9 protein-coding genes are annotated in these 13,235 nt (G+C 71.1%); 7 read left to right on the forward strand and 2 right to left on the reverse strand.

Features of this window, described 5'->3' with window-relative positions:
* Positions 1 to 84: 84 nt before the first annotated feature.
* On the forward strand, positions 85 to 1,296 hold the full coding sequence (gene ftsY / locus ACZ7L6_RS32430; RefSeq protein WP_471930086.1) for a signal recognition particle-docking protein FtsY: 1,212 nt from the start codon (positions 85 to 87) through the stop codon (positions 1,294 to 1,296).
* A 102-nt stretch (positions 1,297 to 1,398) separates the two neighbouring features.
* On the opposite strand, the gene ACZ7L6_RS32435 is transcribed toward ftsY, so the two are convergent.
* Positions 1,399 to 2,055, reverse strand: a complete 657-nt coding sequence (locus ACZ7L6_RS32435) for a bifunctional DNA primase/polymerase (protein WP_471930088.1) — start codon at positions 2,053 to 2,055, stop codon at positions 1,399 to 1,401.
* A 456-nt stretch (positions 2,056 to 2,511) separates the two neighbouring features.
* Between ACZ7L6_RS32435 and nsdA the strand changes: the two genes are divergently transcribed.
* The 6 genes from nsdA (at position 2,512) to ftsH (ending at position 12,199) form a co-directional block, all read left to right on the forward strand.
* A complete protein-coding gene (gene nsdA, locus ACZ7L6_RS32440; RefSeq protein ID WP_471930090.1) occupies positions 2,512 to 4,005 on the forward strand; it encodes a transcriptional repressor NsdA in 1,494 nt (497 codons plus the stop codon).
* A gap of 333 nt (positions 4,006 to 4,338) precedes the next feature.
* Complete coding sequence (locus tag ACZ7L6_RS32445; RefSeq protein ID WP_471930092.1) at positions 4,339 to 5,682, forward strand: ammonium transporter; 1,344 nt, start codon at positions 4,339 to 4,341, stop codon at positions 5,680 to 5,682.
* Positions 5,679 to 6,017: a P-II family nitrogen regulator gene (locus tag ACZ7L6_RS32450; RefSeq protein WP_003997576.1), complete on the forward strand. Its 339-nt coding sequence runs from the start codon at positions 5,679 to 5,681 to the stop codon at positions 6,015 to 6,017. Before ACZ7L6_RS32445 ends, ACZ7L6_RS32450 begins: the two co-directional genes overlap by 4 nt.
* 23 nt (positions 6,018 to 6,040) lie before the next feature.
* Positions 6,041 to 8,488 carry a [protein-PII] uridylyltransferase gene (locus ACZ7L6_RS32455; protein ID WP_471930094.1) on the forward strand — a complete coding sequence of 816 codons (2,448 nt, stop codon included), beginning with the start codon at positions 6,041 to 6,043 and terminating at the stop codon, positions 8,486 to 8,488.
* Between the two features lie 106 nt (positions 8,489 to 8,594).
* Complete coding sequence (ffh, locus tag ACZ7L6_RS32460) at positions 8,595 to 10,148, forward strand: signal recognition particle protein (protein ID WP_471930096.1); 1,554 nt, start codon at positions 8,595 to 8,597, stop codon at positions 10,146 to 10,148.
* A 110-nt stretch (positions 10,149 to 10,258) separates the two neighbouring features.
* On the forward strand, positions 10,259 to 12,199 hold the full coding sequence (gene ftsH, locus ACZ7L6_RS32465; RefSeq protein WP_471930098.1) for an ATP-dependent zinc metalloprotease FtsH: 1,941 nt from the start codon (positions 10,259 to 10,261) through the stop codon (positions 12,197 to 12,199).
* A 12-nt stretch (positions 12,200 to 12,211) separates the two neighbouring features.
* On the opposite strand, the gene ACZ7L6_RS32470 is transcribed toward ftsH, so the two are convergent.
* Entirely contained in the window at positions 12,212 to 13,069 is an 858-nt protein-coding gene (locus ACZ7L6_RS32470) for an SAM-dependent methyltransferase (protein ID WP_471930100.1), read from the reverse strand.
* Positions 13,070 to 13,235 lie beyond the last annotated feature (166 nt).

Below are 13,235 nucleotides of genomic sequence, written 5' to 3' on the forward strand. Positions count from 1 at the left end.
GGGTGTGAAGGCGGACGTTAGCTGACGGTGTGTCAGACATCCATAGGGGTGTCGCGGGACTCCATGGCCGATACTGGACGCGTTATGGACATCGTCATCCTTGCTGTAGTCATCGCCGTGGTCGTGCTCGGCGCGCTCGGCGGGCTCATTGTCGGCACCCGCCGCAAGAAGCAGCTGCCCCCGCCGCCGCCCGCCGCCCCCGACATCACCGCCCCTCCGGCCGAGCCGCACGTCGGCGACGAGGCCGAGACACCGCGCGACGAAGAGCGCCGGACCATAGAGGAGGTGGATCTCCCGGGCGGCGGAGCAGCGACCGCCGTCGAGGAACCCCCCGTCGTCGAAGAGCTCCCGCCGACCGCGATCGAGGTCCCGGAGCCCACCGCCGGCCGCCTGATCCGTCTGCGCGCCCGGCTCTCCCGCTCCCAGAACGCGCTCGGCAAGGGGCTGCTCACGCTCCTGTCGCGCGAGCACCTCGACGAGGACACCTGGGAGGAGATCGAGGACACGCTGCTCACCGCCGACGTCGGCGTGCTGCCCACCCAGGAGCTGGTCGAGGGCCTGCGTGAGCGTGTGAAGGTGCTCGGCACCCGCACCCCCGAGGAGCTGCGCGGCCTGCTGCGCGAGGAGCTGCTCAAGCTGGTCGGCACCGACATGGACCGCACGGTCCGGACCGAGCCGGAGACCAGCAAGCCCGGCATCGTGATGGTCGTCGGCGTCAACGGCACCGGCAAGACCACCACCACCGGCAAGCTCGCCCGCGTCCTCGTGGCCGACGGGCGCTCCGTCGTCCTGGGCGCCGCCGACACCTTCCGTGCCGCCGCAGCCGACCAGCTGCAGACCTGGGGCGAGCGCGTCGGCGCCTACACCGTGCGCGGGCCGGAGGGCGGCGACCCCGCCTCCGTCGCCTTCGACGCGGTGAAGGAGGGCAAGGAGATGGGCTCCGACGTCGTCCTCATCGACACCGCCGGGCGCCTGCACACCAAGACCGGCCTCATGGACGAGCTCGGCAAGGTCAAGCGGGTCGTGGAGAAGCACGCGCCGCTGGACGAGGTGCTGCTGGTCCTGGACGCGACGACGGGGCAGAACGGCCTGGTCCAGGCCCGCGTCTTCGCCGAGGTCGTCGACATCACCGGCATCGTGCTCACCAAGCTGGACGGCACGGCCAAGGGCGGCATCGTCGTCGCGGTCCAGCGCGAGCTGGGCGTCCCGGTGAAGCTGGTCGGGCTGGGCGAGGGTGCCGACGACCTGGCGCCGTTCGAGCCGGAGGCGTTCGTTGACGCCCTTATCGGAGAGTGACCCACCTGGGAAATTTCCTGGGTCGAAGAAGCGCCCGCTCCCCAAGGTGCAGTTGGGGAACGGGCGCTTCGCTGTTGACGCCTGTGTACGTCGCGACCTGTGTCACGCCCGCGACCGATGCGCCACGTAAGCCAGCGTCCCCAGCAGCAACCGCGCGGCCGGCGGCCTCGTCGCCGTGTCCAGCTGGGGCGGCCGCACCCACCGCACGGGCCCCAGCCCGCCCCTGTCGGACGGCGGTGCCGTGATGTGCGTACCGGGGCCGAGGCCGCGCAGGTCGAGGTGGGTCGGGTCGTCCCAGCCCATGCGGTAGAGGAGTTCGGGGAGCTCGGCGGCTGCGCCGGGAGCGACGAAGAAGTGGGCGCGGCCCTCGGGGGTGGCCGTGACCGGCCCGAGGGGGAGGCCCATGCGTTCGAGCCGGGTCAGCGCGCGGCGCCCGGCGGGTTCGGCCACCTCGATCACGTCGAACGCGCGCCCGACGGGCAGCATCACCGCGGCACCCGGGACCTCCGCCCATGCCTTGCCGACCTCGTCGAGCGTGGCCCCGGCCGGAACCTCGGGTGCGAAGTCGAGGGGGTGTGCGCCGGGCGCGTCGCAGTCAGAGCGGCCGCACGAACAGGCGCCGGCCGCGGCCCGCGCGCCGGGCACCACGTCCCAGCCCCACAACCCGGTGAACTCGGCGACGGCGGTGCACTCCGAGGTGCGGCCGCGTCGACGCGAGCCGGACCGGATCTCCCGGATGCCGCCGATCGTGAAGCCCATGCCCCCTCCAACGGGTCCAGCGTGCCGGTGGTTACGGCGCGGATGCGGTTCGTGACCCTGTGTGTTCCTGGCGGCCGGTTACCCCGTGGCGTCGCTCGTTCCACGCGGCGCTCGGGAGTACGCCGGGTCGCGGACTCGGCGACGCGCGCCCCTGAGTGCTTCGCTCCGCCACTACCGGCCGTCCTATGTCAAGTGAATCGCGTGGAGGCCACCGTAGGTTCATTCGAAGGGGTGGCGAATGGTGGCGTTTCCGGGATCGCCATGGCTGGACGCGTGATCGTAGGATTACCGTGTGTGCACGGGCCCCTGGGGCACATGCACTCGTGAGTATGCCGGGGGCAAGTCGGCTTTCCGTTCGAAGGGTGAGAACCGCCGGACGGACGACCGTATGTACCGGCATTCTGATAGGGCTTGGCGCACTAGGTGAAAAGTGGTCCAAGGGATGGGGGCGTTCCAGTGAGCGGCAACAGCGGAAGCGGTACGAGTGCTGGTGGCGCATCGCACGCTGACAAGCGCCCGAACGAGCTGCTCGCCTCCTGGTTCGTGCGCAGCGGCTGGTCGAAGGGCGAGCTCGCCCGCCAGGTGAACCGCCGGGCCCGCCAGTTGGGCGCCAACCACATCTCCACCGACACCTCGCGCGTACGCCGCTGGTTGGACGGCGAGAACCCGCGCGAGCCGATCCCGCGGATCCTGTCCGAGCTGTTCTCCGAGCGCTTCGGCTGCGTCGTCTCCGTCGAGGACCTCGGTCTGCGCGCCGCCCGTCAGTCACCCTCCGTGTCCGGTGTCGACCTGCCCTGGACAGGTCCGCAGACGGTGGCCCTGCTCAGCGAGTTCTCGCGCAGCGACCTGATGCTGGCGCGGCGCGGCTTCCTCGGGAGCTCGCTGGCCCTGTCCGCGGGCCCGGCCCTCATCGAGCCGATGCAGCGCTGGCTCGTTCCCGCGCCGCCCGCCCCGCACCAGGAGCCCCGGCCCATCCCGTCCTCACGCGCGCGTGGCCGTCTGTCCAAGCCGGAGCTGGACCTGCTGGAGTCCACCACCGTGATGTTCCGGCAGTGGGACGCCCAGTGCGGTGGCGGCCTGCGCCGCAAGGCGGTCGTCGGCCAGCTGCACGAGGTGACCGACCTGCTCCAGGAGCCCCAGCCCGAGGCCACCACCCGCAAGCTGTTCAAGGTCGCCGCCGAGCTGGCGGAGCTGGCCGGCTGGATGTCCTACGACGTCGGGCTGCAGCCCACCGCGCAGAAGTACTTCGTCCTCGCGCTGCACGCCGCCAAGGAGGCGGGCGACCGGCCGCTCGGCTCGTACATCCTCTCCAGCATGAGCCGCCAGATGATCCACCTCGGCCGGCCCGACGACGCCCTGGAGCTGATCCACCTCGCGCAGTACGGCAGCCGGGACTGCGCGAGCCCGCGCACCCAGTCCATGCTGTATGCGATGGAGGCCCGCGCGTACGCCAACATGGGCCAGCCCGGCAAGTGCAAGCGGGCCGTCCGGATGGCCGAGGACACCTTCGCCGAGGCCGACGAGTGGGACGAGCCGGACCCCGACTGGATCCGCTTCTTCTCCGAGGCCGAGCTCTACGGCGAGAACTCCCACTCCTACCGCGACCTCGCCTATGTCGCCGGCCGCAGCCCGACGTACGCCTCGCTGGCCGAACCCGTGATGCAGCAGGCCGTGGACCTGTTCGCGAAGGACGGCGAGCACCAGCGGTCGTACGCACTGAACCTCATCGGCATGGCCACGGTGCATCTGCTGCGCCGCGAGCCGGAGCAGAGCGCGGTCTACGCCGAGCAGGCCATGCAGGTCGCCAAGAAGGTGCGCTCCGAACGCGTCAACACTCGTATTCGAAAGACGGTCGACACGGCCGTACGCGACTTCGGGGATCTCGCCGAGGTCGTGGACCTCACCGACCGGCTCGCGGTGGAGCTGCCGGAGACCGTCGAGGCGGTCTGAGCCCGGCGGATTCCTGCAAACCCCCAGAACCCCGGCCGCGGCCGGCCCTCCCGAACTGCCCGACTCGGCTCCCCCATGCCAGGTCATCGGAAGGCCGACCGCGGCCGGTCTGTTCCCTTCACCGAAGGTTGCGCCACGATAACGATCGCGCGGCGCAACATCTCGGAGTTCATCAACGCGTAACACGCAGGGCGCCTTCGTCACGGCGGCGAAACAACGAGGGGCTTCCACCGAAACGGCGCTGCGCCAATCTCGTGGCGCATAACCGGCCCACCCCTCAATCCGCTCAGGCTTCGCCCGCACGGGGCCGTACCAAATGACGAGGAGACGCCGATGGCACCAGCCATCACGCTTGCGGCAGACGCTCCGGAGCTGTCCGCCGCCAACACAGGTTTCATGCTCATCTGTTCCGCCCTGGTGATGCTCATGACCCCGGGCCTGGCCTTCTTCTACGGAGGCATGGTCCGCGTCAAGAGCACCCTGAACATGCTGATGATGAGCTTCATCAGCCTGGGAATCGTCACCATCCTGTGGGTGCTGTACGGCTTCTCCATGGCGTTCGGCACCGACTCCGGCAGCCTCATCGGCTGGAACTCGGACTGGCTCGGCCTCAGCAACATCGGCCTCACGGAGCTGTGGGACGGCTACACCATCCCGATCTTCGTGTTCATGGTCTTCCAGCTGATGTTCGCGATCATCACGCCCGCCCTGATAAGCGGTGCCCTCGCGGACCGCGTGAAGTTCTCCGCATGGGCGCTGTTCATCGCCCTGTGGGCCACGGTCGTCTACTTCCCGGTCGCGCACTGGGTCTGGGGCGCCGGCGGCTGGGCCTTCGAGCTGGGCGTGATCGACTTCGCCGGTGGTACGGCGGTCCACATCAACGCGGGGGCCGCGGCGCTCGGCGTGATCCTCGTCATCGGCAAGCGCGTCGGCTTCAAGAAGGACCCGATGCGTCCGCACAGCCTCCCGCTGGTCATGCTCGGCGCCGGTCTGCTGTGGTTCGGCTGGTTCGGCTTCAACGCCGGTTCGTGGCTCGGCAACGACGACGGCGTCGGTGCGCTGATGTTCGTCAACACGCAGGTCGCCACCGCCGCCGCCATGCTCGCCTGGCTCATCTACGAGAAGATCCGCCACGGCGCGTTCACCACGCTGGGCGCCGCCTCCGGCGCGGTCGCCGGTCTGGTCGCCATCACCCCGTCCGGTGGTGCGGTCACCCCGATCGGCGCGATCGCCGTCGGCGCCATCGCCGGTCTGCTGTGCGCCATGGCCGTGGGCCTGAAGTACAAGCTCGGCTACGACGACTCGCTCGACGTCGTCGGCGTCCACCTGGTCGGCGGTGTCGTCGGCTCCCTGCTCATCGGCTTCTTCGCCAGCGGCAAGGGCCAGTCCGATGTCGCGGGTCTCTTCTACGGCGGCGGCCTGACCCAGTTCTGGAAGCAGTGCGCCGGTGTCTTCGCGGTCCTGGCCTACTCGCTGGTCGTCTCCGCGATCCTCGCCTTCATCCTCGACAAGACGATCGGGATGCGGGTCACCGAGGACGAGGAGGTCGCCGGCATCGACCAGGCCGAGCACGCCGAGACCGCATACGACTTCAGCGGCGCCGGTGGCGGTGCCGCCGCCCGGACCGCCGCCCCGGCCCCGGTCGCCGACGCTGCGAGCAAGAAGGTGGACGCATGAAGCTCATCACCGCAGTCGTCAAGCCCCACCGGCTCGACGAGATCAAGGAAGCCCTCCAGGCCTTCGGAGTGCACGGCCTGACGGTCACCGAGGCGAGCGGCTACGGTCGTCAGCGGGGCCACACCGAGGTCTACCGCGGTGCCGAGTACACCGTCGACCTGGTCCCGAAGATCCGTATCGAGGTCCTGGCCGAGGACGACGACGCCGAGCAGCTGATCGACGTCATCGTCAAGGCCGCCCGCACCGGCAAGATCGGTGACGGCAAGGTCTGGTCCCTGCCGGTCGAGACGGCCGTACGGGTCCGGACCGGCGAGCGCGGGCCCGACGCGCTCTGACACAGAAGAACAGGAGCTGCTGGGTGTCGAGTACGGACGTTCGTAACGAAGCAGAGGACTCGGGACCCAGCGGCTACGCGGCGGCCCGGCTGCGCCTCCTCACCGAGGGGGCGCGGTCCGGGCCGCCGCGCCGTGCCGCCCTCGCGGAACTGACCGACGACTGGCTGACCGGCCTGTTCGCCGCCGGTGCCGAGGGCATGCGCGGCGTCTCCCTGGTCGCCGTCGGCGGCTACGGCCGCGGCGAGCTGTCCCCGCGCAGCGACCTGGACCTGCTCCTGCTGCACGACGGCGGCGACAGCAAGGCGGTGGCCGCCCTGGCCGACCGCATCTGGTACCCCGTGTGGGACCTCGGCCTCGCCCTGGACCACTCCGTGCGCACGCCCGCCGAGGCCCGCAAGACGGCCGGCGAGGACCTCAAGGTCCAGCTCGGCCTGCTGGACGCCCGGCACATCGCGGGCGACCTCGGCCTCACCGCCGGACTGCGCACGGCGGTCCTGGCCGACTGGCGCAACCAGGCGCCCAAGCGCCTGCCCGAACTCCAGGAGCTGTCCGTCGAACGCGCCGAGCGGCAGGGCGAGCTGCAGTACCTCCTGGAACCCGATCTGAAGGAGGCGCGCGGCGGTCTGCGGGACGCCACCATCCTGCGCGCCGTCGCCGCCTCCTGGCTGGCCGACGCCCCGCGCGAGGGCCTCGCCGACGCCCGGCGCCGGCTGCTCGACGTACGTGACGCGCTGCACCTGACCACAGGGCGGGCGACCGACCGGCTGGCGTTGCAGGAGCAGGACCAGGTCGCGGCCGACCTCGGTCTGCTCGACGCCGACACACTGCTGCGGCAGGTGTACGAGGCGGCGCGGGTCATCTCGTACGCCAGCGATGTCACTTGGCGTGAAGTGGGGCGCGTGCTGCGATCGCGCGCTGTGCGGCCGCGGCTGCGCGCCATGCTGGGGGGCGGAAAGCCCACTGCGGAAAGGTCCCCTCTCGCCGAGGGCGTGGTGGAGCAGGACGGCGAGGTGGTGCTCGCCCGAGCCGCACGCCCCGAACGCGACCCCGTGCTCCCCTTGCGTGCCGCGGCCGCCGCCGCGCAGGCCGGGCTCCCGCTCTCCTTGCACGCCGTAAGGCGCATGGCGGCTACCGTGCGCCCCCTGCCCACGCCCTGGCCCGCCGAGGCGCGCGAGCAGCTCGTGACCCTGCTGGGGTCCGGGCGGCCGACGGTCGACGTGTGGGAGGCGCTGGAGGCCGAGGGGCTGATCACCCGCTTCCTTCCCGACTGGGAGCGCGTGCGCTGCCGTCCGCAGCGCAACGCCGTGCACATCTGGACCGTCGACCGGCACCTCATCGAGACCGCCGTCCGAGCCTCCGAGTTCACCCGCCGCGTCCACCGCCCCGACCTGCTCCTGGTCGCCGCGCTGCTGCACGACATCGGCAAGGGCTGGCCCGGCGACCACTCGGTGGCCGGGGAGATCATCGTCAAGGACGTGGCCGCGCGCATCGGATTCGACCGCGACGACGTGACGGTGCTCTCCACCCTCGTACGCCATCACCTGCTGCTCGTCGAGACGGCCACCCGGCGTGACCTGGAGGACCCGGCCACCGTGCGCTCGGTCGCCGAGGCGGTCGGCTCGCAGTCCACCCTGGAGCTGCTGCACGCCCTGACGGAGGCGGACGCGCTGGCCACCGGACCGGCGGCTTGGTCGTCCTGGCGGGGATCGCTCGTTGCCGACCTGGTGAAACGGGTCGCGGCCGTGCTCGCCGGGGACGACCCGGACGAGCCCGAGACCGCCGCGCCCACCGCCGAGCAGGAACGGCTCGCCATCGAGGCGGTCGCCACGGGCAGCCCCGTGCTGGCCCTGCGCGCGCAGACCGAGCCGCCGGCGGAGGACCAGCCCTCCGGCGACCCCGAGCCGCTCGGCGTGGAGCTCCTCATCGCCGTACCGGACCAGCCCGGCGTACTGCCCGCGGTGGCCGGAGTCCTCGCGATGCACCGCCTGACGGTCCGCACCGCCGAACTGAGCACGCTGGACCTGCCCGACGGCGTCGACGGCTCCGTCCTGCTGCTGAACTGGCGGGTCGCCGCCGAGTACGGCTCCCTGCCGCAGGCCACCCGGCTGCGCGCCGACCTCGTACGGGCCCTGGACGGCTCCCTGGACATCGCCGGCCGCCTCGCCGAACGGGACGCGGCGTATCCGCGCCGCCGGGGCGTCGTGGCGCCGCCGCCGAGGGTGTCGGTCCACCCTGCCGCCTCACGGCTGGCCACGGTCATCGAGGTGCGCGCGCAGGACGCGCCGGGGCTGCTGTTCCGGATCGGCCGGGCGCTGGAGGACGCGAGCGTGCGGGTGCGCAGTGCGCATGTCAGCACGCTGGGCGCCAACGCAGTGGACGCGTTCTATGTCACAGGCCCCGAGGGAGCACCGCTGCCCGGCGAGGAGGCGGCCTCCGTGGCGCGGAAGCTGGAGGAGACGTTGCGGGGCTGAGAGCCTGTTCACAGCCTCTGAACCCAGGGATCCCGGCAACCTGCGCCGCCGGGATACCCTGGAGGGCGATTGCCAGCCGCCACCGACCCCGAGGACCGCGAGCGCCGTGTTCGATACTCTTTCCGATCGCCTCTCAGCGACTTTCAAGAACCTGCGCGGCAAGGGACGGCTCTCCGAGGCGGACATCGACGCCACAGCGCGCGAGATCCGCATCGCCCTCCTCGAAGCGGACGTGGCGCTGCCTGTCGTCCGGACGTTCATCAAGAACGTCAAGGAGCGCGCCCTCGGCGCCGAGGTGTCCCGGGCGCTGAACCCGGCCCAGCAGGTCCTGAAGATCGTCAACGACGAGCTCGTCACGATCCTCGGCGGCGAGACCCGCCGTCTGCGCTTCGCCAAGCAGCCGCCGACCGTGATCATGCTCGCGGGTCTGCAGGGTGCCGGTAAGACCACCCTCGCGGGCAAGCTCGGCCGCTGGCTGAAGGAGCAGGGCCACTCGCCGCTCCTGGTCGCCGCCGACCTTCAGCGCCCCAACGCCGTCAACCAGCTCAGCGTCGTCGCCGAGCGGGCCGGTGTCGCGGTCTACGCGCCCGAGCCGGGCAACGGCGTCGGTGACCCGGTCAAGGTCGCCAAGGACTCCATCGAGCACGCGCGGACCAAGGTCCACGACATCGTGATCGTCGACACCGCCGGCCGCCTCGGCATCGACCAGGAGATGATGCAGCAGGCCGCGGACATCCGTGACGCGGTCAGCCCGGACGAGATTCTGTTCGTCGTCGACGCGATGATCGGTCAGGACGCCGTCAACACCGCCGAGGCCTTCCGCGACGGCGTCGGCTTCGACGGCGTGGTGCTCTCCAAGCTCGACGGTGACGCCCGCGGTGGTGCCGCCCTGTCGATCCGCCAGATCACCGGCAAGCCGATCATGTTCGCGTCGAACGGCGAGAAGCTCGACGACTTCGACGCCTTCCACCCGGACCGGATGGCCTCCCGCATCCTCGACATGGGTGACCTGCTCACCCTGATCGAGCAGGCGGAGAAGACCTTCGACCAGGCCGAAGCCCAGAAGATGGCCGAGAAGCTGGCCTCCAAGAAGGGCCAGGACTTCACCCTCGACGACTTCCTGGCCCAGATGGAGCAGGTCAGGAAGATGGGCTCCATCTCCAAGCTGCTCGGCATGCTCCCGGGCATGGGCCAGATCAAGGACCAGATCAACAACCTCGACGAGCGTGACGTCGACCGCACCGCCGCGATCATCAAGTCGATGACCCCGGGCGAGCGCCAGGACCCGACGATCATCAACGGCTCCCGCCGCGCCCGTATCGCCCGCGGTTCCGGTGTCGAGGTCAGCGCGGTCAAGAACCTCGTCGAGCGGTTCTTCGAGGCCCGCAAGATGATGTCCCGCATGGCCCAGGGCGGCGGCATGCCCGGCATGCCGGGGATCCCGGGCATGGGCGGCGGCCCCGGCCGCGCCAAGAAGCAGCCCAAGAAGGCCAAGGGCAAGCAGCGCTCGGGCAACCCGATGAAGCGCAAGCAGCAGGAGCAGGAGGAGGCCGCACGCCGGGCCGCCGCCGCCCAGGCCGGAGGCGCCCTCGGTCTGCCGGGCCAGCAGGGCGGGCAGGACTTCGAGCTGCCGGACGAGTTCAAGAAGTTCATGGGCTGACGGCTCGTCTCGTACGGCCGTCTCATCGCGTACGTCACAGGGGCGCCCCTCTTCGAGAGGGGCGCCCCCTTGCGCATGCCGTGGCCCGCTGTGTGTCGTAACGTCCAGATATGAGCAACGCCGCGCCACCACGCAAGGCCCCTGACCAGCCGTGGCGCACCGAGGGCACGCCGGAGGAGCCGCCCGGGCGCCCTCGTGGCCGACGGACCCGCGGCCGATGGTGGGGCCTGCTCCTCACCGCGGTGATCGTGTTCCTACTCGCCTATGTGGGACTGACGTACCTCGACCGGGGCAACGAGCCGACGATCTCCTACACGGAGTTCAGCAGGCAGGTCGACGCCGGCAATGTCGACAAGATCTACTCCAAGGGCGACTCGATCCAGGGCGAGCTCAAGGACGCCCGGGACAACCCCGAGGGCGACGGCGACTACACAAGGTTCAAGACACAGCGCCCCGCCTTCGCGGACGACGACCTCTGGCAGGAACTCACCAGACACGACGTGACGGTCACCGCGCAGCCGGTCGTGCGCGAGCGCGGGGTCCTGTCCAACCTGCTGTTCTCCCTGATCCCCATCGCGTTCCTGGTCGCGGTCTGGATCTTCTTCGCCCGGCGGATGAGCACGGGCGGCCTGGGCGGCGCGGGCGGCATGCTCGGCCGCAAGGCGCCGCCCAAGCCGGTCGAGCTCCAGCCGGGCACGGAACGCACGACGTTCGCCGACGTGGCCGGCATCGACGAGGTCAAGGGCGAGCTGGACGACGTCGTCGACTTCCTGGAGCATCCCGACGCCTATCGCAGGATGGGCGCGAAGATGCCGCGCGGCGTGCTGCTCGCGGGCCCGCCCGGCACCGGCAAGACCCTGCTGGCGCGGGCGGTGGCGGGGGAGGCGGGCGTACCGTTCTTCTCGGCCTCCGCCTCCGAGTTCATCGAGATGATCGTCGGCGTCGGCGCGTCCCGCGTCCGGGAACTGTTCGCCGAGGCCCGCAAGGTGGCGCCGTCGATCATCTTCATCGACGAGATCGACACCATCGGGCGGGTGCGCGGTGGCGGCGCCTCGGTCAGCGGTCACGACGAGCGCGAGCAGACGCTGAACCAGATCCTCACCGAGATGGACGGCTTCTCCGGCTCGGAGGGCGTGATCGTCATCGCGGCGACCAACCGCGCCGACATCCTGGACCCGGCGCTGACCCGCCCCGGCCGCTTCGACCGGGTGGTCAACGTCGCCCCGCCGGACCGCGGCGGACGCGAGGCGATCCTGCGCATCCACACCCGCGAGATCCCGCTCGCCCAGGACGTGGACCTCGCCCAGCTGGCCCGCACGACCCCCGGCATGACAGGTGCGGATCTGGCCAATCTCGCCAACGAGGCCGCCCTGCTCGCGGTCAAGCGAGGGCAGGAGCAGGTGACCCACTCGGACCTGTCCGAGGCCCTGGAGAAGGTGCAGCTGGGCGCCGAGCGCACCCTCGTGATGCCCGAGGAGGACCGCAGGCGCACCGCCTACCACGAGAGCGGGCACGCCCTCCTCGGCATGCTGCAGCCGGGCGCCGACCCGGTACGCAAGATCACCATCGTGCCGCGCGGCCGGGCGCTCGGGGTGACGATGTCGACCCCCGAGGTGGAGCGGTACGCGCACTCGGAGGGCTACCTGCGCGGCCGCATCATCGGCGCGCTGGGCGGCATGGCGGCGGAACAGGTGGTCTACGGGGTCGTCACCACGGGCGCCGAGAACGACCTCGAACAGGTCAGCAACATCGCGCGCGGGATGGTTGCCCGCTGGGGCATGAGCGAGCGCGTCGGCCGGCTGTCCGCCCTGCCGAGCGACTCCCAGCAGGCGTACGGACTCGCGGCCGCCCCGCAGACCCTCGACGTGATCGACGCCGAGATGCGCCGGATCGTCGACGAGTGCTACGAGGAGGCCTGCCGCAAGCTCCGTGACCACCGGGGGCGGCTGGACGCCCTGGCCGAGGCGCTGCTGGAGAACGAGACGCTGGAGGAAGCCGACGCGTACCGGATCGCGGGGATCACTCGGCTGACGAAGGACGCGGCTCCGTAGGCGACTTCCGGCTCAGGGCACACGGGCGATCAGGTACCGGAAGACGTTCGGCATCCACACCGTCCCGTCCTGCCGCTGGTGCGGATGCAGCGCCTCCGTCACCTCCTTGTCCACCTGGGCCTGGTCGGTCGCGGAGATCGCCGCGTCGAAGAGCCCCGTCGACAGCAGTCCCCGTACCGCGCTGTCGACGTCCGCGTACCCGAAGGGGCAGGCCACCCGCCCGGAACCGTCGGGCCGCAGGCCCGCGCGCTGGGCGACCTCCTCCAGGTCGTCGCGCAGGGCCGGACGCCAACTCCCCGTGCTGCGCAGGGGATCGGCCAGCTTGGTGGCGACCCGCAGCACCGACGACGTGGCACAGCGCTCCGGCGGACCCCAGCCGGCGAGCACCACGGGGGCCCCGCGCTCGGCCATCGGCGTCGCGGCCGTGAGCGCCTCACCGAGCCCCTCGGAGTCGCCCGCGAGGCACCCGATGGGTTCGAACGCGGTGACGAGGGTGTACGCGGGCGCCGCCGCGTCGGCCGCGTCGCGGGGTGAGCCGTCGACGAGCCGGGTGGCGGCACGCGCGCGCGTCTCCCACGTCTCGGGGAGCAAACGCCGCCGTGCCAGGGCCAGTCGTTCGGGGGAGGTCGACTCGACACCGGTGACGGCCGCGCCTCTGGACGCAGCCATCAGAAGGGCGAGCCCGCTCCCGCAGCCGAGGCCCAGCAGCCGGGTGCCGGGGCCCACGTCCAGTCGCTCGTAGACGGCCTCGTAGAGCGGAACCAGCATCCGCTCCTGGATCTCGGACCAGTCACGCGCGCGTGCACACAGGTCGACGCGGGGCGCGGGGCCCGCGTGAGGTGGGTGCTGCCGCACGAGCGTAGGTGTCATCTAAAGCGCCCCAATCCGCCGAGAGTTGCCGCTGTACCCGATTCCTTGGCCCCCGTGACATGCGCTCACATCCCCCCGTATGCCAGGAAACTCCGCCCTCGACGTGCCGTCCAGTGGAAAGCGGCCGCGGCTTGAGAGTTGCATGTGCCGCTGGCGAGATTTCACA

The organism is Streptomyces sp. NPDC107522 (assembly GCF_055657525.1).

Coding starts and splice junctions, on each gene's coding strand:
- ftsY (WP_471930086.1), top strand. CDS start 85: ATGGACATCGTCATCCTTGCTGTAGTCATCGCCGTGGTCGTGCTCGGC.
- ACZ7L6_RS32435 (WP_471930088.1), bottom strand. CDS start 2,055: ATGGGCTTCACGATCGGCGGCATCCGGGAGATCCGGTCCGGCTCGCGT.
- ACZ7L6_RS32445 (WP_471930092.1), top strand. CDS start 4,339: ATGGCACCAGCCATCACGCTTGCGGCAGACGCTCCGGAGCTGTCCGCC.
- ACZ7L6_RS32450 (WP_003997576.1), top strand. CDS start 5,679: ATGAAGCTCATCACCGCAGTCGTCAAGCCCCACCGGCTCGACGAGATC.
- ftsH (WP_471930098.1), top strand. CDS start 10,259: ATGAGCAACGCCGCGCCACCACGCAAGGCCCCTGACCAGCCGTGGCGC.
- ACZ7L6_RS32470 (WP_471930100.1), bottom strand. CDS start 13,069: ATGACACCTACGCTCGTGCGGCAGCACCCACCTCACGCGGGCCCCGCG.